This is a genomic window from Rothia mucilaginosa, assembly GCF_964210535.1.
Taxonomy (GTDB): Bacteria; Actinomycetota; Actinomycetes; order Actinomycetales; family Micrococcaceae; genus Rothia; species Rothia mucilaginosa_F.
Map to the genome: position 1 here is coordinate 59,686 of NZ_CAXOMR010000009.1, position 18,138 is coordinate 77,823.

Here is an 18,138-nt window from a genome sequence, read left to right on the forward strand (position 1 = left end):
GGATGTGCCCACAGCCTCTTGCTGTAAATCTTAGGTGCGCGAGCCTAGCTACACTGACTAGTTCTGCCCGCCGCCCTGATTCGGGGTGCCGTCCTCGGGGTTCTTATGCTCGGGGTCCTGCTTGTTGTTTGATTCTGCCTCGCGGCTGCGGCGTTCGCGTTCTGCTTTTGCTTTGAGCCAGCGCAGGTACTCTTCATCGTCGTCGGGGGAAGAGACCGAGGGCGCGGGGGTGCTGCGTCGCTGACCGAAACCTGCGCGAGGAGTGCCTGCTGCGGGCTGTGCCTTCGGACGGCCCAGGATGAGCCACATGATGGGGCCCACCACGGGGAAGAGTAGGGTGACGAGAACCCACAGCCACTTGGGCAGGGTTCGCGCCTCGTGTGCGGGGGTGCGGACGGCGTCCAAGAGGGTGTAGAGGGTCAGCCCCACGATGAGGGCTGCGCCGCCAATAATCAGCATGGCTCGAATCATAAGCACTACTATGACACACCGCCGCGTTATTGCGGAACTATGAACTGGGGTGCCCGCCAGCGGCGTAATGGCGCGGCAATCCGGCGCAGATTCGTATATCGGCTTAGTAGCCGGTGAACACCTGAACCTCGTGGCTAATAATGTCCAACGAGCCCAGCCACACGGCGAGGGCAAGAATAACCGAGTACGCGAGCGCCACAATACCCGCCTGCTTGAGCACGGGAATCAGCTCGCGGCCGCCGCGCGTCCACACGGTCACGCAGGAGTGGATGGTCGGGCCGACCAGCAGGAAAATCAGCAGGAACCAGGGGTTTTCGTCGAGCAGGAGTACGCCCAGGCCCAGTGCCAGAGCCATCTCCACAATGTAGGTGATGCGCGACCAGCGTTCGCCCAGGCGTACCGCCATGGTCAGCTTGCCCGCCTCAATGTCGGTGGGGATGTCACGCACGTTATTCGCCATGAGTAGCGCACAGGAAATCAGGCCGATGCCGATAGCGCCGACCCAGCCGAGCAGGGTCAGGGTGTGCGCCTGCGTGTAGAGGGTGCCCAGGGTCGCGACCAGACCAAAGTAGACGAAGACGAACACGTCACCCAGGCCCATGTAACCGTAGGGGTGCTTGCCGCCGGTGTAGCCCCACGCCGCGAAGACGCTGGAGGCGCCAATCGCCAGGAACCACCACTGGTTCGCCAACGCCACCAGGGCAAGGCCGGCGAGCATCGCCAGGCCGAAGCATCCGAAGGCGGCGTACTTGACGGAGCGGGGGCTTGCCACACCGGAACCGACGAGGCGTAGCGGTCCCACGCGGTCTTCGTCGGTGCCCTTGATGCCGTCGGAGTAGTCGTTGGCGTAGTTCACGCCCACCTGCAGGAAGAACGCGACGAGGAACGCCAAGAACGCGTAGAGCGGCTTGAATTCGTTGATCTCGTAGGCGGCAGCTGAGCCGGCAATAATGGGGGCGACGGCGAGCGGCAGGGTGCGCAGGCGAGCGCCTTCAATCCATTGGGCGGCAGTTGCCACGGGGGTTCCTTCCGGGTCTAAGTGCGTATGATGCGTGGGTGCTGTGACTCTGCGAGCAGGGCGTGTGGGCGGCTGCGTGCGCGGGGTGAAAACCCGCGGATGAGCCTGCTTTAGCCCTGACGGTAGTCTCTGTCCAGGATACTGTATATTTCTGCGCGGTCCGGTTTGCCGGTGCTGGTGAGCGGGAAATCCGGCAGGATGCTCAGCTGCTTGGGTGCGGCGGGTGCGCCGAGCTTTTCGGTGCAGCGGGCGCGGAGCAGGGCGCAGAGTTCTTCGTTCAGGGCGGGGCTCATGCCGTTACCTGCTGCGGAGGGTGCCAGCGCGGAGGGCACCAGCGTGACTGCGGCGGCTATGGCGGTGCCCCAGCGGGCATCGGGTAGCCCGACCACGCAGGCTTCACGCACTGCGGGGTGCTCTTCGAGGACGGTTGCTACGGCGCGTGCGGAGATTTTTACGCCTCCGCTGATGAGCACGTCGTCGCTACGGCCGAGCACCTGCAAGTGCGGCTCGCTACAGTTCTTGTTGCTGTCGGGCGCTGCTACAGGGCTCAGCAGCCCGTAGTCGTCGGTGCGGTACCAGCGGGTGCCGTCGGCGGCGGTGAAGAAGTGCTCGGCGGTGCGGGCGGCATCGCCAATGTAGCCGTGGGCGAGGTGCGCGCCGCTAATCCAAATGCGACCCACCTGCGCAGACTCTTCATGCGCCGGCTCTTCAAGCGCAGGCTTCCCGCCGATATTCGGCACGGTCGGCATGCCTTCTTCGGACACGAGCTCCACCCGCACGCCGGGTAGCACGGAGCCGGAGTAGACGCATCCGCCGGCGGTTTCGGCACTACCGTAGGTGGTCACCGTGTTCAGCCCCAGCGCGGCGGAGGCGGCGAGCAGATCGGCGCTGGCGGGGGCGCCTCCGAGCAGGATTCCGGTGAAGGAGCCGAGCGCCTCGTGAATCTCAGCGCCCAGGGACGGGTTGGCGTCCGCGCTTTCAAGCAGCTTATGCAGCTGGGTGGGCACCAGGGAGATAAACCGGCGTGCCGAGCTCATGCGCTCAACCGCCTGCAGGAAAACTTCGGGGCTAAAGTGCACCGGTTCGGTCACGGAGCGGGCAATGACCGGGGAGGTCCCGGCGAGCACGGAGCGGGCGAGCACCTGCGCACCGGCAATATAGTGCGCGGGAAGAGCCAACAACCACTGCGAGACAGCATCGGCGTTCGCCTTGAAAAAGTTCTCGGTGGCTGCCGCACTGGCGGCAAGAGCCCGCGCGGTCAGTGCGGTGCGTTTAGGGGTTCCGGTTGAGCCGGAGGTGCCCACCACCAGGGCAATAGGCTCCGCAGCTCCTACACCCTCAGCACCCGTACTTTCCGCCTCAGCACTTTCCGCACCCGTTGCATAGTCACCCAGTAGCTGCTCGAAGGCACCCAGCATGGCGTGCGGGTCGGCGGGCTGATCGGCGCGCACCTGAACCGCCTGCGGGTGCAGGGCAGCCTCCTGCGGGGCGGGGGAGGGCGCGAGCCCGGGTACGGGGGTGTTCATCATGGCTAAATCCTTAGCGGCTGGCTATAGCGGCTGCGTTCGTCGGGAGTGTTATGCGTAAGAGGGCAAGAAATGCGCCGGAGCCGGATTCTTAGCTGAGGTTCTCAGGGTTGAATCCGGCTCCGGGCCTATGCATCTGAAACTACTTTGGCAGAGGGACTGTCTCTTAGAAGTAGTACGGGTAGTTGGACCAGTCCGGGTCACGCTTCTGCAGGAACGCGTCGCGACCCTCCACGGCCTCGTCGGTCATGTACGCCATGCGAGTGGCCTCGCCGGCGAAGACCTGCTGGCCGAGCATGCCGTCGTCGGGCAGGTTGAAGGCGTACTTGAGCATGCGGATTGCCTGCGGGGACTGGCGGGCGATGTGCGCCGCGTATTCGAGGCCCTTGTTTTCGAGTTCGGCGTGGGGGACTACGTCGTTGACGGCGCCCATTTCGTACATGCGCTGTGCGTCGTATTCCTTGGCGAGGAAGAAGATTTCGCGGGCGAACTTCTGACCCACCTGGCGTGCGAGCAGCGCCGAACCGTAGCCTGCGTCGAAGGAGCCGACGGTTGCGTCGGTCTGCTTGAACTTGCCGTACTCTTCGGAGGCGATGGTCAGGTCGGCTACCACGTGCAGGGAGTGGCCGCCGCCGGCTGCCCAGCCGGAGACGAGGGCGATAACGACCTTGGGCATGGTGCGGATGAGGCGCTGCACTTCCAGGATGTGCAGTCGGCCCGCGCGTGCCGGGTCGATGCTTTCTGCGGTCTCACCGCTGGCGTAGTGGTAGCCGTCGCGGCCGCGGATGCGCTGGTCGCCACCGGAGCAGAAGGCCCAGCCGCCGTCCTTGGCGGAGGGGCCGTTGCCGGTGAGCAGTACGGTGCCCACGTTGGAGGTCATGCGGGCGTGGTCGAGGGCGCGGTAGAGTTCGTCCACGGTGTGCGGGCGGAATGCATTGCGGACCTCGGGGCGGTCGAATGCGATGCGCACGGTGGGCAGATCGCGTAGGATTTCACCGTTTTCGTCGCGCTGAACCTGGCGGTGGTAGGTGATGTCGGTGAAGTCTTCGAAGCCTTCGACGACGCGCCAGTCGGCGGGGTTGAAGATGTCCGAGACCTTTTCGGGAAGTTGTGCAGTCATAGACCCTATTCTACGTTGCCCGGGCGCTGTCTGAGGCTGTGAACCTGGTTGCCAGGTATAGCGAATCAGGTTGCCGAGCATATAAGAAGGCCCGGACCGCGTGTGTGCGGCCCGGGCCTTAGAAGTTGGGTAAGGAAGCTTACCCGGTCTTGGTTACCTAGGGGTTACTTGACCTTTGCGAGCTCTACCGCGCGGTCGAACTCTTCGTCAATGGCGTCGTTCTTCTTGTAGGTCATGAGCGAAACCACGATTGCGATCAGCAACGCCGAAGCGAAGCCGGGAACCATTTCGTAGAGCACGGACTTCAGCGGGCTCTGACCCCATGCGAATGCCACAACGGCACCGGTAATCATGGAGGCGAGTGCACCCTGAGTGGTCAGCTTACGCCAGTAGAGGGAGAGCAGAACGGTCGGGCCGAATGCCGAACCGAAGCCCGCCCACGCGAATGCGACCAGCTGCAGAATGGAGCTGTTCGGGTTCCACGCCAGGGCGCCGGCGACCAGTGCCACGATTGCCACGCCCGCACGGCCGAGCCACAGGGACTTGGATGCGCTGAGCTTCTTCGAGGAGAAGATGCCGTAGAGGTCCTCCACCAGAGCGGAGGAGCACACGATCAGCTGCGAGGAGAGGGTGGACATAATTGCCGCCAAAACCGCCGCCAGAATCAGACCGGCGATGAAGGGGTGGAAGAGGATCTGTGCGAGGTCCAGGAACACGGATTCTGCGGTTTCCGGGTTGGTGAGGGACGCCTCGGGGTGGCGTGCAAAGTATGCGATACCCATGAACGCGCCGCTCAGTGCACCGAACACGGTCAGGACCATCCAGCTGATACCGATGCGGCGACCGGACTTAGCGTCCGCGGGGGTGCGCATTGCCATGAATCGCACGATAATGTGCGGCTGGCCGAAGTAGCCCAGACCCCATGCGAGGGACGAAACAATACCGGCGAAGGTGGTGCCCGCGAAGATGCTCAGCGCGTCGGGGCGTACCTGGCTGATGGACTCAACCACGGGGCCCACGCCGCCGAGGTCAATGATGGTGATGACCGGAACGGCGATCAGCGCTGCGAGCATGAGCAGACCCTGAACCATGTCAGTGTAGGATGCGCCCATGAAGCCGCCGAAGAGCGTGTAGAACACGGTGATGCCTGCCAGCAGGAGCATACCGGTGTGGTATTCCTGACCGAAGGAGGACTTGAAGAACAGACCGCCGGACACCATACCGGAGGAGACGTAGAAGGTGAAGAACACCAGAATCACGACACCGGAGACGATGCGCAGCACGCGCTTGGTGTCCTTGAGGCGGTTGCTCAGGAAGACGGGGACGGTCACGGCGTCGCCTGCTACTTCGGTGTAGCTACGCAGTCGCGGTGCCACGAACTTCCAGTTGCACCATGCGCCGATGGTCAGACCGACGGCGAGCCACGCCTGGGAGAGGCCGCTGAGGTAGACGGCGCCGGGCAGACCCATGAGGAGCCAACCGGACATGTCGGAGGCGCCCGCCGAGAGAGCGGCGACGGTGGGGGAGAGCTGTCGCCCGCCCAGCACATAGTCGTCAAGACTGTTGTTTTTGCTATTTGCCCATAGGCCGATCGCGATCATGGCAACAAAATAAATCGCCAGCGCGATGACCTGGTATGTACTCGCGGCCATAATGTTCCTTCTCTCCTGGTGATAGTGTGCGCCTGTGTGTATTTATGCACTACCCCATAACTTTATGAGTGGCATAGGATACAGTCTAGGCTCTGAAGGGCTGAAAATAAAGTCTATTTGACGTTAAAGAGCGCGAGTCTATGGAATAAATATGTATTTAATGTGTAAATCCTATGGTCGTACACGTGGGGTGCTGTGGGAGCATGTGCGAAAAAGTGCCCGAAAAACCCCTGAAATTCAGGGTTTCGGGCACTTCGGTGCAAGAGATGCAGTTTAAAAGCAACGCAAACGTACAGAGGCGTATGCACCTGAAACGAATTAAACGAAAAATTTAAAAGCCGTTCGGAGTGTTGAACTGTTACACAACAATGTCACAGAGGCTTAGAGATCCCTCACGACCCACGGCTCAGTAGCCATACGAGCAGGGTCGAAACGCTCCAAAATCACCGCCGCATTGGGCACCGGGACGTCCGCAGAATGAGCGGAACCATCAGCGTTATACACCGGAATAGACGCGGCAATCCACCCCAAAATCGTCGGAATCTCAACACCAGCCTCACGCAGCTGCGGCAGGGTTACCGCCCCGTCACGCTTCGCCAGACGCTTGCCCTCCTCATTCAGTGCCAGCGGCACGTGAGCGTAACGCGGCTGCGCCAAACCCAAAAGCTGCGCCAAATACGACTGGCGAGGCGCCGAAGGGAGCAAATCATCACCGCGCACAATCTGCTCAACCCCCACAAACGCATCATCCACCACGGAGGTCAGGTTGTAGGCGTAGGTGCCGTCATTACGCACCAGCACAAAATCATCCACCAGACCGGTGTAGGTACCGTAAAAATCATCCTGCACGGTGTAGCTCGTGCACTCGGCGCGCAGACGCAGAGCCGGCGGACGCTGGGCGCGGCGCTCCTCCCGCTGCTCCTTCGTCAGCTCGCGGCAAGTACCCGGGTATGCGCCCGGGGCACCGTGCGGGGCGCTTGACGCCTCCTGAATTTCGCGGCGGGTGCAGTAACACTCGTACACGAGGCCCGCCTCTCGTAGGTGCTGAACCGCCTGCTCGTAGGCGGCAAGGCGCGTGCTCTGATACAGCACGTCCGCTTCCTTGCTCTCGGTGCCTTCGCCGCCCTTGATGCGCTCTGCTGAAGCGCCGGGGCTGGCATCCCAATCCAGGCCCAGGGCCGCCAAATCAGCAATCTGGCGTTCCGCCGCGCCCGGGCGCACACGGTCCAGATCCTCCACGCGCAGGTAGAAGGGCTTGCCGCCGCGGCGCGCCATAGCCCACGCCAAAATAGCGGTACGCAAATTACCCAGGTGCAAATCACCCGAAGGGGAGGGGGCGTAGCGTCCGGTGCCGCTGGGGAACGGCTGTGCCGAAGTATGAGCGGCTGAGACGCTAGAAGAAGAGCTGGAGGAAGAAGTCATACTCCTATCCTATAGGGCGCGAATTTCTGGTTCCTGCTCAGATTCCCACGGGCTCCTCACTGACTGCTCACTGGCTCCTAACCGGCGCTGGATTAGTCGGGAGAATACGCTATCCGGCTAATCAATCTGTGGAGGTTGTCAAGCATCACGTATCAGCTGTCCGTAGAGGCGAAATTGTGCAGAATGATGCACTTTTATCCCCTTAGAGGCGTGCAATAGTGCAAAAATATATTCTCCAGAAGGCCGAATAGCCCCTCAGTCGCCAAAAATTACAGTAGGGTTGTATCTATGGCTCGTACTATTGAACTCGCAGACGGCGTGTACCGTATTGCGACCGACAACTACCGACTGAACACCGGACTGGTCCTCGGACTGGAACGGGCACTTGTCGTGGATACCGGCGCAGGTCCCCGTCAGGCAACCGAAATTTATGATGAGGTTCGCCGTCTCACGCGCCTTCCTATCACCGTCGTAAACACTCATGGACACTATGAGCGTTTCTTCGGTAACGATGTTTTCGCGGCAATGGGTGCCGAAGAATTCTGGGCGCATCCTCGCGCCGCGCGTGCTATTCGTAAATACGGTGAGGCGCAGCGTCCCTACGTCGAGACGCTCGAACCGGAAATGGCGCACCACCAGGGTGCAGCCACCGATATTATTGTCCCCAACCGCCTGGTCGCCAACAGCGGTGACGGTATTACCTTTACCCCCATTGACCTGGGTGAGCGTAGCGCAACCCTCATGTACATGGGTCCCGGCCACACCGACGGCGACATTCTGGTCGGTATTGAAGATGTGCTCTTCATGGGCGGTCTGATTGAAGAGGGTACCGACCCCTACTTTGAGGATTCTTTCCCCGACCGTTGGATCGATACTCTCGGTGCGGTGCTCGAATTTGATCGCTACCGTGTGTTTGTGCCCGGTAACGGTGAGCCGGTGGACCGCACCTTCGTGGAGCGTGAACGTAACACCATGGTGACCGCTATTGAGTCGATTCGTTCCTCCACTCTGGACCGTGAGGATGAAGCAACTACCGCAGCAATGTATAAGCTGCCGTATGCGCCGGGTGCTACTCGCTTCCTGCTGGATCGTTTGGCTCAGCTGGAGAACGCACCGGTGGCGGCGTACCTCGATTCGGAGCACCCGGATACCAGTGGTTTCACGGGTCCGATTACTCTGGGTCAGGCATCGTACTAAACCCCGTATGCAATATGCCTCATGGGGCATAAATACAGGTGAGGGCTGGTTTCTGTGATAGAAACCAGCCCTCACCTTTTATATGCCCTCAGCTGTTTACCTTCAGCGAGGTGACGTTTTTAGCCCTGAACGTACTGGGCGCGCATTGCCTCGCAATCAGCCTTCAGGGAGGCGGGAACCTCGCCCATTGCCTCGCACAGCTGAACGAAACGGTGGCGCCAATCCAGGTGCTGCAGAGCCTGACGAATCTGTTGCTCACCCTGCGCCGGGGTCCAGCGGGAGGCGGCCTCGGCAACCTGCGCGAGGCCCGCACGAGCATCCGCGTGATCAATGTCGATGGTCGCGCCGTCCCAGAGAATCTCGCGTACGGTGGTCGTGTTCGGAACCTTGCCGACCACGGTCACACCCGAAGCCAGCGCATCGGTCCAGCGACCGGTAATGTACTCCTTGGTCGGGTGGGTGTAGGGTGCCGGGCTCACCGAGGTGGAGAATGCCAGCAGGAACTTCGCGCGGTTCAGCGAATCCTGCAGGTGCTGAGCCGACTCGCGATCGTTCGCGCCGAAGAGCGGACGGCCCTCAAAGCTCAGACCCAGCTCACCGGCAAGGGCGGCGGTCGCCTCGTCATCCTCGTAGGCGGCGGGCTGACGACCCACACGCAGCAGGTCGGTGCTCTTCGACTCCAGCGCCGCCAGACGGTCGCTGAACTTGCTCCACACATCCGCACCCCAGGGCAGAACGCCGGGGGCCTTCACGCCCGCGGCAGTCCAGGGCTGAACGTCGTCAACGTCCGCAACGAAAATACGGTCGTAGGTGGAGGACTTCGCAACGGCGGGAATACGGTCATCCCAGAAACTATCAATCACCCAGCCGTAAATCGCGCCGTAGCGGCGGAACGCGAAGGAACGCTGCGAAATGGCGTACAGCTGACCGGGGTCAGAAGCAATCACCAGGCAACGCTTAGAGCCGCCCTTGAGGCGGGGCAGGCGCGCCAGAAGCTTGGTCTCCTTGCTGAGGGATGCGCCCACATCCACGGTGTGTACGGTGCCGCCGGTGTAGCGGGCGAGAAGCTCCGCCATGGCGTGCACGGGAACCCAACCGGCTCCGGAGGGGACGGCAACAATAATATCGAGTGAGCTCATGAGAATCCTTGGGAGCGACGTCCGCCGCATGCACCGGGCTAGCCGGGGTAAAACCTCGGGTCGCGGGCGGTGTGCATCAGCGGCAAGAGCGTGAAGGTCAATAAATGATAGATAGGGTGCCTTACGTCAGCAGGCGCGCAAAAAACACGAATGCAACGGCGAGTGAAACCGCTACGACCGGCTAGCTTTCAGCCACGGAAGGCTACGGCACAGGTAATTTTCAGTATATCGTTCAACCCTGCGCACGGGGCTTAGCCTGCTGCCTTTAGAAACAGTTTTAGGGTGTGTGAATGCGCACCTCAACGCCCGATTCGGTGCCAAACCCGGCAGCCATGCGCGCCAAATCAGTGTTCGGGGCGGCAGCCACCGTGAAGAAACGGTCCACAGCGGCGGTGAACTGCTCCTGACGAGCCATATCACCGTGTTCAAGGGTCGTGAAAATACCGCCACCGGCATCGTCAAAGACCTCAACACGCAGCTCGGGAAGAAGCTCCGTATTCGGCAGGTTCAGCGAGGACACATCGTGCTGGAAGGTCAGGTCACCGCACAGCAGGGTCACCGGCAGGGCGGTACCACCAATGACCGGGAGGGAGTTCTCATCCACACCGGCAGGGTAGTAGCCAGACAGAGACACGCCAATAGCGGTCGCAATTGTGCCGTCAATACCGGCAAGACCGCGATTAGCAAACACGCGCGCGGGGGCGGGCTCGCCCAGGGCGGGGGCTGCCGCATCCAAATCACGCACCAGGTTTGAGGATCCCAGTACGAGCAGGCGGCGCTGAGCCACCGCATCCTGCCAGACGCGGCGGGCGTAGGAGCGGCCAGCGGTGCGGTTGCGGTAATCGGTGTAGTCAACCGTGCTCTCAGCACCGGGATGTTCGTAGGCGGCAATGGCGCGCAGACACTCATCCTGCAGCTCGCGGGCGGGCTCAACCCACTGCTCCAGCCAGCTCAGCTCGTCCACCAGCTCATCAGCGGCAGCAGAGGATGCGCACGCAAACTCGGCGAGCTCGTGCGGGGTTGACAGCTCCACGAAGGAGCGAGCGCCCGGCTCGTACCAGCTGGCGCGGCGCGGGGCGTAGAACGCGCACTGAATATCTTCGCGTTCCAGCAGTGCGGTAATCGGGCGCGAAAGCGTCGGGTGGCCGAAGAGCACCACACGCTCAATCTGCGCGGCGGGGGCGAACGAACCATCAGCGAGCAGCTGCGGGTAGTGAGGAATGGAGGTTGCGCCGTGGCGCGCCTCGGAGGAAGGCTCCGCAAACAGCGGCAGGTTCAGCACGCGCGCGAACTCCGCCGCAAACTCGCCGGCACCGTCAGCGGCAACCACCACGGTACGGTGCGCCGGGGTGTGCTCCGCCAGGTCAGCCTGCGCCTCCAGAGAATCCAGGAGCCAACGCTGCTCAGCGCTGGAGAGCCCGGAACCCTCAGCGCGGGCGGCGCGGGCGCGGCCCTCAGCTTGCGGGTCGTAATCCTCCAGCAGGCTCTGCGCCCACTGCGGCAGCATCTGCGCAAAACGACCCGAGGGGGTCAGCGGCGTATCAAAACAAATGTTCAGGTGCACCGGGCCAATCGGCTCAGCCGACTGCTTGCGCCAATGCTCGGCGCTACGACCGGTCAGCGCATTCAAGCAAGCCGCAAAAGCCTGAGTCTGCTCACCCTCAACCTGCTCCGGGTAGGAGGTCAGATCAGCTTCAGCGCGCACAAAAGGATGGAAGAAACTCGCCTGGCGGGTCGTCTGATTCACGCCGCTACCGCGCAGACGCTCTGGGCGGTCGGCGCTCAGCACCGCCAGGGGCACGCCGGCGTGGTACGCCTCCATGACGGCGGGCATGTACTCGCCCAGAGCCGTACCGGAGGTGCACACCAGACCCACCGGCTGGCCGGACGCCTTCGCAATACCTAGGGCGGTGAAGGCTGCACTTCGCTCGTCCACACGCACGTGCGCAATCAGGGCGCCGGCTTCAGCAGCGGCGGCAATAGCGTACGCAAGAGGTGCACTACGGGATCCCGGAGACACGACAACATGCCGCATACCGGCACGAATCAGCGAATCGAGCACGGATACTGCGGTGAGCATGGCGGGGGTTGAGCGGTTTTCAGTCACCGTACCATTCTAATGCCGTAAGGTTTTTCATTCAGTTATGGTTACCCTTCACAGGTGCGACCTTGAAAACTACAGTCTTCACAGTCCGCAGGCGCGTTCCAGAACCCGGTAGCAGGCGGTGACGCGCTCCACCCACCACTGGCGGGTCTGCTTGTCGGTGGCGAGACGCTCCAGGCGCTGCGGACTGGGGACGATGGCGCGCAGGTCCATGAACCCATCGCGGGCGATGAGCGGCTCATCGGTGACGTCCTCAGCCATGAGGGAGACCGTGCCCAGACCGCACCCGTACCTCAAGGTCGGTAGGGAGGCCGCCAGAGAGGCACCGGTGGCAATGCCCACCGAAGACTCCAGTGCAGAAGAAACCACCGCCGGAAGCTGCGCCTGCTCCACCAGTGCGAGCGCACGACGTACACCGCCCAGCGGTGCCGCTTTGATAACCATCAGGTCCGCGGCGTTTGCGCGCGCCACTTTCAGCGGGTCTTCCGCCTTACGAATCGACTCGTCCGCGGCAATGCGGGCGGGTAGCCCCTCCTTAGCAATGGCAAAGCGGAGCGCCGCCATATCTTCAATGGATGCCACGGGCTGTTCGGCGTAGATAATGTCGTACTCGCAGAGCTTGCGCAGCGCATCAAGGGCACCGGCGAGGGTGTAGCCCATGTTCGCGTCCACCTTCAGGCGTGCATTCGGGAGCGCATCTCGTGCCGCTGCCACGCGGGCAATATCGTCGGCGAGGCTCTGGCCTTTCTCCGCCACCTTGATTTTGAGTTCCTGAATCTCCCCCTCGTACTTGGCGAGCACCTCCGGCACACGCTCCGCAGGTACCGCAGGCAGGGTCGCGTTCAGCGGGATGCGCGTACGCACCGGCTCCGGGGCGGGCAACCATGCCGCCTCTAGCGCGCAGGCAAGCCACGCGGCAGACTCCTGCGCACCGTACTCGAGGAAGGGCGCGAACTCGCCCCAGCCGTACGGGCCGCAAATCAGCGCGCTCTGGCGGCTATTGACCCCGCGGAAGGTGACCATCATCGGAATTTCGACCGTGAACAGGTTCTCCAGAACCTCCTGCAGCGGCGGCAGGGGAGTGTTCGTGAGGTGAAAACCGTAGCCGAGAGGCGGCACGCTCATACTGGTGTTCAAGGTATCTGCCCTTCTGTGATGCGCTATGAGCTCACCATAACATTCTGGGGGCGGGTGGGTGCGCTTGCACCCTGTCACGCATTCTCTGGAAACTCTCAGGTTGTGGTCGAAAAAACTTTAGTTTTTCATAGCTTAACCTGGGATAGTAGGTAGTTATTCGCCCGAGAACTCGAACGATGTTGCGCGCGACGCGGTAGCTTGGGGGCTGCCGCTTTGACGAGCGGACATCGGCGGGCTCGGGTATGGCTAACAGACATGAGGGCAAGAAGGTACGAAGGGTTATGAAGAAGAAAACACCGGCAAATACATCGGGTTCGGGAAACTCCGGTTGGGAGAGCTCCGAAAACCTCGATGCTACCAGTGTGCTTCACCCCGCTGACGTGCATGCGGCTGCTGCTGACAACGCGCCCACTACGGTGTTTTCCTCTGATGAGACTACGGTTCTCTCCGATTATCAGGACCCGACTCAGGCGCTTTCTGATTATCAGGACCCGACTGCGGTGCTCTCTGATTATCAGGACCCGACTGCGGTGCTCTCTGATTATCAGGACCCGACTCAGGCGCTTTCTGATTATCAGGACGCTACCCAGGTGCTCGCCTCCCACGAAACGGCTACCCCTGCTACTGCGCACAGTGATGACCGTACGAAAGTTTTGACGGATTACGGTTCATCGCCAGCTCACGAAGCTGCGCCTGTAGGTTCTGCAAACGTGGGTTCCGTAAACGCGGCTTCCGCGAACGCTGAATCTGCGAATACTGAAGTTATTTCTTCGCACCCCGACACCTCAGAGGTTATTGGCGCGACCCGCCCTCTGCCACGTGCCTACCGTGCCCCCATTAAGATTCCTGAGACGATTCCCTCGCCGCAGGAACGCGCCTCTCAGGGGAACTACAGCGCGGATGAACCGATGCAGGCTACGCGCCGCCTCGATCCGCCGAAGCCTCCGGTGAGTTTCCCGCTGAACAATCAGATGGGTGCTTCCCCAATGGGTGCGCCTCAGATGGGCGCTCAACAGCCTCTTCCCACGCGTGCGATGCCTCCGCAGGCACCTCCGCAGCCGGTGGCTTATCCTCCCGAGGCGTATCCTGCCGCCGCCTACCCGAATGGCACCTATGTTCAGACCGGTCAGGTTCCCGTGGATGCTTCGGGCCGCCCGGTGAATCGTCCCGGCGAAGAGCAGGGGCATCATCTTCCGAGTACCGGTATTTTGATGCGTCACGTGATGGCGTTGCTGTTCTTGGGTCTGTCTCTCTACGGGGCGTTCGTGTTCTTCATTTATACGGCGACCGGCCAGCAGGTTGATGAGCAGGCGTACACCGAGTACGCGAACCAGTTCAAGAGTTACCGCGGTCCGACCCTGACGGCGCTGGATTCTCTTCCTGCGGTTGTCGGCGTGATTGCCGTGCTGGGTCTGGTTGCGGTGCTGATTTGGAAGCACCGGTTCCTGCCTTCGCTGATTGGTGTGATTGCCGGTGCTGCGGCGGTGACGAGTACGTATCTGCTTAAGCACTATCTGATCGTGAAGCCCGACCTGGGCGTTCAGGAGGCGCTGAGCAACTCGGCGCCCAGTGGCCACACGACCTTCGCGGCGGCGGCTGGCGCGGCGCTCTTTTTGGCGGCGCCTCGTTTCTTGCGGCCCACGGTGGCTCTCTGCGCGGCGGTGGCGACCTGTCTGACGGGTGCCTCCACGATTATTAATGGTTGGCATCGCCCGGCGGATGTGGTGACCGCTATTCTGGTCACCGCCATCTGGACGGTTGTGGGTATGGGTGTGTTGCGTTATGTGCGTCCGGCAGATTTTGCGGTGCCGGCGCGTGGTGGTTTGGTGCTGGTGCCGTTGATGACGATTGCGACGCTGTTCCTGTCGTTCTGCGCGGTGATCCTGTATCTGATTGCGATTTTTGCCCCGATTCCCGGCGGTGCTTTTACCGCAGCGACCTGCATGATTATTGCGGTGAGCTTTGGTACGACGGCGTTGATGGTGAACCTGTTGCGTCCGCGTAATAGTAATCGCTCCGCCTATTCGAAGGTGTGGAGTTATCAGTAGATGTTGTTCCCCTCCCTGCGCGGGATGTTTCAGCTTGATGTGAGCTGAGGTATTGTCCAGTTGCGGTGAGGGGAATACAATATAAGAAATTTAGTATTTTTAATACCAATATTAGGGAGGGGGTTGCGCGCCCCCTTTCACTCACCCCTGAAGAGAAAGGTGCGTACCATGGCAGGTACCCATGAAGGCCGCGTCCTCGTATTCCCCCAGCTCACCGAAGCGCTGACCCCCTTTGAAGATAAGCCCCAGGCCCGCAAGATCGTTGACGCCGACGGCGGCAACCTGACCCTCATGGAGCTGGCTGCGGGCCAGTCCTGGCATGAGCACCACAGCGTGCACCCCATCTTCGTGCAGGTGCTCAAGGGCGAGGTGATTTTCCACGTGAAGGACCGCGATATTACCCTGGTGCCCGGCAAGCCGATTCACGTGACCGCCAAGCTGCTGCACTCCCTGCGCGCCGTGAAGGACTCCACCCTGCTGGTGACCATGCTGACCGGCGAATCGCACCCCGAACCCAAGGTCAATATTGACGTCGAAGAGGTCTAAAAACTGACCCAAAAAGCTCGCCGCCGCATCTGCACAGGATGCCGCGGCGAGCTTTTTGTCTGTCCTCCTACCCTCACATATGGCGGCAAGAATACCCTCACGCTACGCCCTGAGCTTTCTGCACGCTCGTACACCCCGCGCGGGCGTACCCTGAAAAGTACACTCCCGCTATTATCACAGGGAGCAACCCGAAAGGATGCGCAATGCCTAAGTCACTGCAACGCCCCGTTGTTCTTCTCACCGGCGCCAGCTCGGGTATCGGCTACGACGTGGCGCCGCTACTGGTGCGCTACGGCTACACCGTCTACGGTGCCGCCCGCCGCGTTGAGAAGATTGAAGAGCTCGCCTCCGAGGGTGTGAAAGCGCTCAGTCTGGATGTTACCGATGAAGCATCCATGGAAGCTGCCGTACAGCAGATCATTGACGCAGAAGGCCGCATTGACGTGCTCATCAACAATGCAGGCTACGGATCCTACGGCGCCATTGAAGACGTCCCCATCGACGAGGCACGCCGCCAGTTCGAGGTGAACCTCTTCGGCCTCGCGCGCCTCACCCAGCTGGTACTGCCGCATATGCGCGCACGGGGCAGCGGGCGCATCCTGAACATCTCCTCGATGGCGGGGCGTATTACCTCGCCCCTGGGTGCCTGGTACCACGCCACCAAGTACGCCCTCGAGGCGTTCAGCGATGCGCTGCGCATGGAGGTTGAAGAGTTCGGTATTGACGTGGTCATTATCGAGCCCGGCGGCATCAAAACCCCCTGGGGGCTCATCGCGGCAGACCACCTCGAGGAATCCTCCCGAAACGGTGTCTACGCGGCTCAGGCGCAGCGCGTTGCGGCAAATATGCGTAAGCTCTACTCGCCGTCCTCCAACCTTTCAGAGCCCAAGGTTATCTCTAACGTTATTCTGCGAGCCCTGGAGGCGCGCCGCCCCAAGACCCGCTACCTCGTGGGATTCGGTGCTAAGCCCTCCGTGTTCCTGCATACCGTGCTACCGGACCGTCTCTTTGACAAGGTGGCGCGCCGTATCTTCTAGCACCGAAATAGCGGCGAACTAGAGCATTAAAAAGCGGGCGGTGCTGCGCGAAACAGAATGTTTCGTACAGCACCGCCCGCTATGTTTTTCAAGAGCTAGTACTAGTCTACTACGGCGTGGGTCGGATCGAGCACGCGCGCCAAGAAAGCCTGAGTACGTTCGTGCTGGGGGTTGCCAATCACCTGATCGGAGGGGCCCTCCTCCACGACCACACCATCTGCCATGAAGACGACCTTATCGGCGACCTCGCGAGCGAACGCCATCTCGTGAGTCACCACGATCATGGTCATACCCTCATCGGCAAGGTTACGCATAATGCTCAGAACCTCGCCGACCATCTCCGGGTCGAGCGCACTGGTCGGCTCATCGAAGAGCATCAGGTCCGGGTTCATGGACAGCGCACGCGCAATAGCCACACGCTGCTGCTGACCACCGGACAGCTGAGCCGGGAAGCGGTCTTCCTTGCCCTCCAGACCAACCTTGGCGAGCTGCTCGAGGGCAACCGCCTCCGCCTCAGCCTTGGAACGGCCCAGAACCTTAATCTGAGCGATCGTGCAGTTATCCAGAATGTTCAGGTGACCGAACAGGTTGAACTGCTGGAACACCATACCCATGTGGGTACGCACGCGGTTAATGTCTACGTCCGGGTCGGTGACCTCGGTATCGCCCACCATGATGGTGCCGTCGTTCGGCTCCTCCAGCAGGTTCACGCAACGCAGCAGGGTGGACTTACCGGAACCCGAAGGGCCGATAAGGCACACGACCTCGCCTGGCTCGACCTGCATGTCAATGCCCTTGAGAACCTGAACCTTGCCGTAGGACTTGTGCAGGTTAGAAATGCGCACCGAGGAGGCGGCCATGGATGAAGTTGAAGCAGTCATAGTATCTTCCGTAATCCGTATCTGTCGTTGCGCTTACTTGCGGCCGGTCAGCTGGGTGCGGCGTTCAAAGTATGCGGAGAGCTGGCCCAGCGGAACAGTGATGATGAGGTAGCACAGGCCCGCAACCACCAGGGGAGTCAGGCCCGCATTGGCAGCGGTCAGGCCTTCACGACCGAACTTCGCCAGCTCGTACTGCGAGACGGTTACGCCCAGCAGGTACACAAGGGAGGAGTCCTTGGTCAGCAGGATAACCTCGTTGGTCAGCGGGGGCAGAACCACGCGGAACGCCTGAGGAATAATGATCGAAATCATGGCGCGGGTGTGGGACATACCCAGCGAACGTGCCGCCTCCATTTGACCCTTCGGGATCGCCTGCAGGCCCGCACGCAGAACCTCACTAATGTAGGCTGCCGAAACCATACCCAGGGACAGGGTCACCGGAATCAGGTTATCTACGAAGCGAATCTTGAACGCCAGCGGAATACCGTAACCGAATGCGAAGAAGACCAGCAGCGCCGGGATGCCGCGGAAAAGCTCCACGTACAGGGTCGCAATCCAACGGTAGGGAGCGATAGAGGAAATACGCATGAGCGCCAGCAGCAGACCGCCGGAGAGACCCACGATGAAGCCCAAGGTGGTGTACAGCAGGGTGTTCTTCAACGCCACGGTGATGACGTCGGGGAACTGCTGAGCCGCAACGTCCAGGTTGAATACCTGCTGGCTGAGGGTCTTCCAGTCAGCCAGAAGAATGGCTGCCAGGGCGATAACTGCCAGAAGGGCGTACTGTGCGTAGCGGAAGAGCTTCTGCTTCTGACGGGGTGAGAGTTTAGAGGACATGCG

15 protein-coding genes are annotated in these 18,138 nt (G+C 61.4%); 4 read left to right on the top strand and 11 right to left on the bottom strand.

Going from position 1 to position 18,138, the window contains the following annotated elements:
• Positions 1-57: 57 nt before the first annotated feature.
• The 6 genes from AB8C10_RS04620 to gluQRS all read right to left on the bottom strand — a co-directional run bounded on the left by AB8C10_RS04620 (position 58) and on the right by gluQRS (position 7,209).
• Positions 58-471: a PLD nuclease N-terminal domain-containing protein gene (locus AB8C10_RS04620; protein ID WP_368866998.1), complete on the bottom strand. Its 414-nt coding sequence runs from the start codon at positions 469-471 to the stop codon at positions 58-60.
• Positions 472-574: 103 nt separating this feature from the next.
• Complete coding sequence (locus AB8C10_RS04625) at positions 575-1,489, bottom strand: 1,4-dihydroxy-2-naphthoate polyprenyltransferase (protein WP_313987192.1); 915 nt, start codon at positions 1,487-1,489, stop codon at positions 575-577.
• 110 nt (positions 1,490-1,599) lie between these two features.
• The gene (locus tag AB8C10_RS04630) at positions 1,600-3,018 is read right to left on the bottom strand and encodes an AMP-binding protein (protein ID WP_368866999.1); all 1,419 of its coding nucleotides are present in this window, start codon (positions 3,016-3,018) and stop codon (positions 1,600-1,602) included.
• Between the two features lie 163 nt (positions 3,019-3,181).
• Complete coding sequence (locus AB8C10_RS04635; RefSeq protein ID WP_368867000.1) at positions 3,182-4,135, bottom strand: 1,4-dihydroxy-2-naphthoyl-CoA synthase; 954 nt, start codon at positions 4,133-4,135, stop codon at positions 3,182-3,184.
• Positions 4,136-4,299: 164 nt separating this feature from the next.
• The gene (gene putP, locus AB8C10_RS04640) at positions 4,300-5,787 is read right to left on the bottom strand and encodes a sodium/proline symporter PutP (RefSeq protein WP_314937754.1); all 1,488 of its coding nucleotides are present in this window, start codon (positions 5,785-5,787) and stop codon (positions 4,300-4,302) included.
• Positions 5,788-6,168: 381 nt separating this feature from the next.
• Positions 6,169-7,209 carry a tRNA glutamyl-Q(34) synthetase GluQRS gene (gene gluQRS / locus AB8C10_RS04645; RefSeq protein WP_368867001.1) on the bottom strand — a complete coding sequence of 347 codons (1,041 nt, stop codon included), beginning with the start codon at positions 7,207-7,209 and terminating at the stop codon, positions 6,169-6,171.
• 288 nt (positions 7,210-7,497) lie between these two features.
• Between gluQRS and AB8C10_RS04650 the strand changes: the two genes are divergently transcribed.
• Entirely contained in the window at positions 7,498-8,406 is a 909-nt protein-coding gene (locus AB8C10_RS04650; RefSeq protein WP_049341038.1) for an MBL fold metallo-hydrolase, read from the top strand.
• 119 nt (positions 8,407-8,525) lie between these two features.
• On the opposite strand, the gene AB8C10_RS04655 is transcribed toward AB8C10_RS04650, so the two are convergent.
• From AB8C10_RS04655 to AB8C10_RS04665, 3 genes are all read right to left on the bottom strand, one after another.
• On the bottom strand, positions 8,526-9,545 hold the full coding sequence (locus tag AB8C10_RS04655; protein WP_368867002.1) for a glycosyltransferase: 1,020 nt from the start codon (positions 9,543-9,545) through the stop codon (positions 8,526-8,528).
• A 277-nt stretch (positions 9,546-9,822) separates the two neighbouring features.
• A complete protein-coding gene (gene menD / locus AB8C10_RS04660) occupies positions 9,823-11,652 on the bottom strand; it encodes a 2-succinyl-5-enolpyruvyl-6-hydroxy-3-cyclohexene-1-carboxylic-acid synthase (RefSeq protein WP_368867003.1) in 1,830 nt (609 codons plus the stop codon).
• A 78-nt stretch (positions 11,653-11,730) separates the two neighbouring features.
• Positions 11,731-12,774, bottom strand: a complete 1,044-nt coding sequence (locus AB8C10_RS04665) for an o-succinylbenzoate synthase (protein ID WP_368867004.1) — start codon at positions 12,772-12,774, stop codon at positions 11,731-11,733.
• Between the two features lie 293 nt (positions 12,775-13,067).
• Here AB8C10_RS04665 and AB8C10_RS04670 point away from each other — a divergent pair, with 293 nt between their 5' ends.
• The 3 genes from AB8C10_RS04670 to AB8C10_RS04680 all read left to right on the top strand — a co-directional run bounded on the left by AB8C10_RS04670 (position 13,068) and on the right by AB8C10_RS04680 (position 16,417).
• The gene (locus tag AB8C10_RS04670) at positions 13,068-14,834 is read left to right on the top strand and encodes a phosphatase PAP2 family protein (RefSeq protein ID WP_368867005.1); all 1,767 of its coding nucleotides are present in this window, start codon (positions 13,068-13,070) and stop codon (positions 14,832-14,834) included.
• A gap of 168 nt (positions 14,835-15,002) precedes the next feature.
• Positions 15,003-15,380 (top strand): cupin domain-containing protein, encoded by a 378-nt coding sequence (locus tag AB8C10_RS04675; protein WP_049327511.1) that lies wholly within the window; start codon positions 15,003-15,005, stop codon positions 15,378-15,380.
• Positions 15,381-15,583: 203 nt separating this feature from the next.
• Entirely contained in the window at positions 15,584-16,417 is an 834-nt protein-coding gene (locus tag AB8C10_RS04680) for an oxidoreductase (RefSeq protein WP_368867006.1), read from the top strand.
• 101 nt (positions 16,418-16,518) lie between these two features.
• Here the strand turns inward: AB8C10_RS04680 and AB8C10_RS04685 are convergent, their stop codons facing one another.
• Both AB8C10_RS04685 and AB8C10_RS04690 read right to left on the bottom strand, forming a co-directional pair.
• A complete protein-coding gene (locus tag AB8C10_RS04685) occupies positions 16,519-17,298 on the bottom strand; it encodes an amino acid ABC transporter ATP-binding protein (protein ID WP_368867007.1) in 780 nt (259 codons plus the stop codon).
• Positions 17,299-17,331: 33 nt separating this feature from the next.
• Positions 17,332-18,135, bottom strand: coding sequence for an amino acid ABC transporter permease (locus AB8C10_RS04690; RefSeq protein WP_070629955.1), 804 nt, complete (start codon positions 18,133-18,135; stop codon positions 17,332-17,334).
• Positions 18,136-18,138: the final 3 nt, after the last annotated feature.

Coding starts and splice junctions, on each gene's coding strand:
- gluQRS (WP_368867001.1), bottom strand. CDS start 7,209: ATGACTTCTTCCTCCAGCTCTTCTTCTAGCGTCTCAGCCGCTCATACT.
- AB8C10_RS04685 (WP_368867007.1), bottom strand. CDS start 17,298: ATGACTGCTTCAACTTCATCCATGGCCGCCTCCTCGGTGCGCATTTCT.
- AB8C10_RS04680 (WP_368867006.1), top strand. CDS start 15,584: ATGCCTAAGTCACTGCAACGCCCCGTTGTTCTTCTCACCGGCGCCAGC.
- AB8C10_RS04650 (WP_049341038.1), top strand. CDS start 7,498: ATGGCTCGTACTATTGAACTCGCAGACGGCGTGTACCGTATTGCGACC.
- AB8C10_RS04690 (WP_070629955.1), bottom strand. CDS start 18,135: ATGTCCTCTAAACTCTCACCCCGTCAGAAGCAGAAGCTCTTCCGCTAC.
- AB8C10_RS04670 (WP_368867005.1), top strand. CDS start 13,068: ATGAAGAAGAAAACACCGGCAAATACATCGGGTTCGGGAAACTCCGGT.
- AB8C10_RS04655 (WP_368867002.1), bottom strand. CDS start 9,545: ATGAGCTCACTCGATATTATTGTTGCCGTCCCCTCCGGAGCCGGTTGG.
- AB8C10_RS04620 (WP_368866998.1), bottom strand. CDS start 471: ATGATTCGAGCCATGCTGATTATTGGCGGCGCAGCCCTCATCGTGGGG.
- AB8C10_RS04630 (WP_368866999.1), bottom strand. CDS start 3,018: ATGATGAACACCCCCGTACCCGGGCTCGCGCCCTCCCCCGCCCCGCAG.
- AB8C10_RS04665 (WP_368867004.1), bottom strand. CDS start 12,774: ATGAGCGTGCCGCCTCTCGGCTACGGTTTTCACCTCACGAACACTCCC.
- AB8C10_RS04635 (WP_368867000.1), bottom strand. CDS start 4,135: ATGACTGCACAACTTCCCGAAAAGGTCTCGGACATCTTCAACCCCGCC.
- putP (WP_314937754.1), bottom strand. CDS start 5,787: ATGGCCGCGAGTACATACCAGGTCATCGCGCTGGCGATTTATTTTGTT.
- AB8C10_RS04675 (WP_049327511.1), top strand. CDS start 15,003: ATGGCAGGTACCCATGAAGGCCGCGTCCTCGTATTCCCCCAGCTCACC.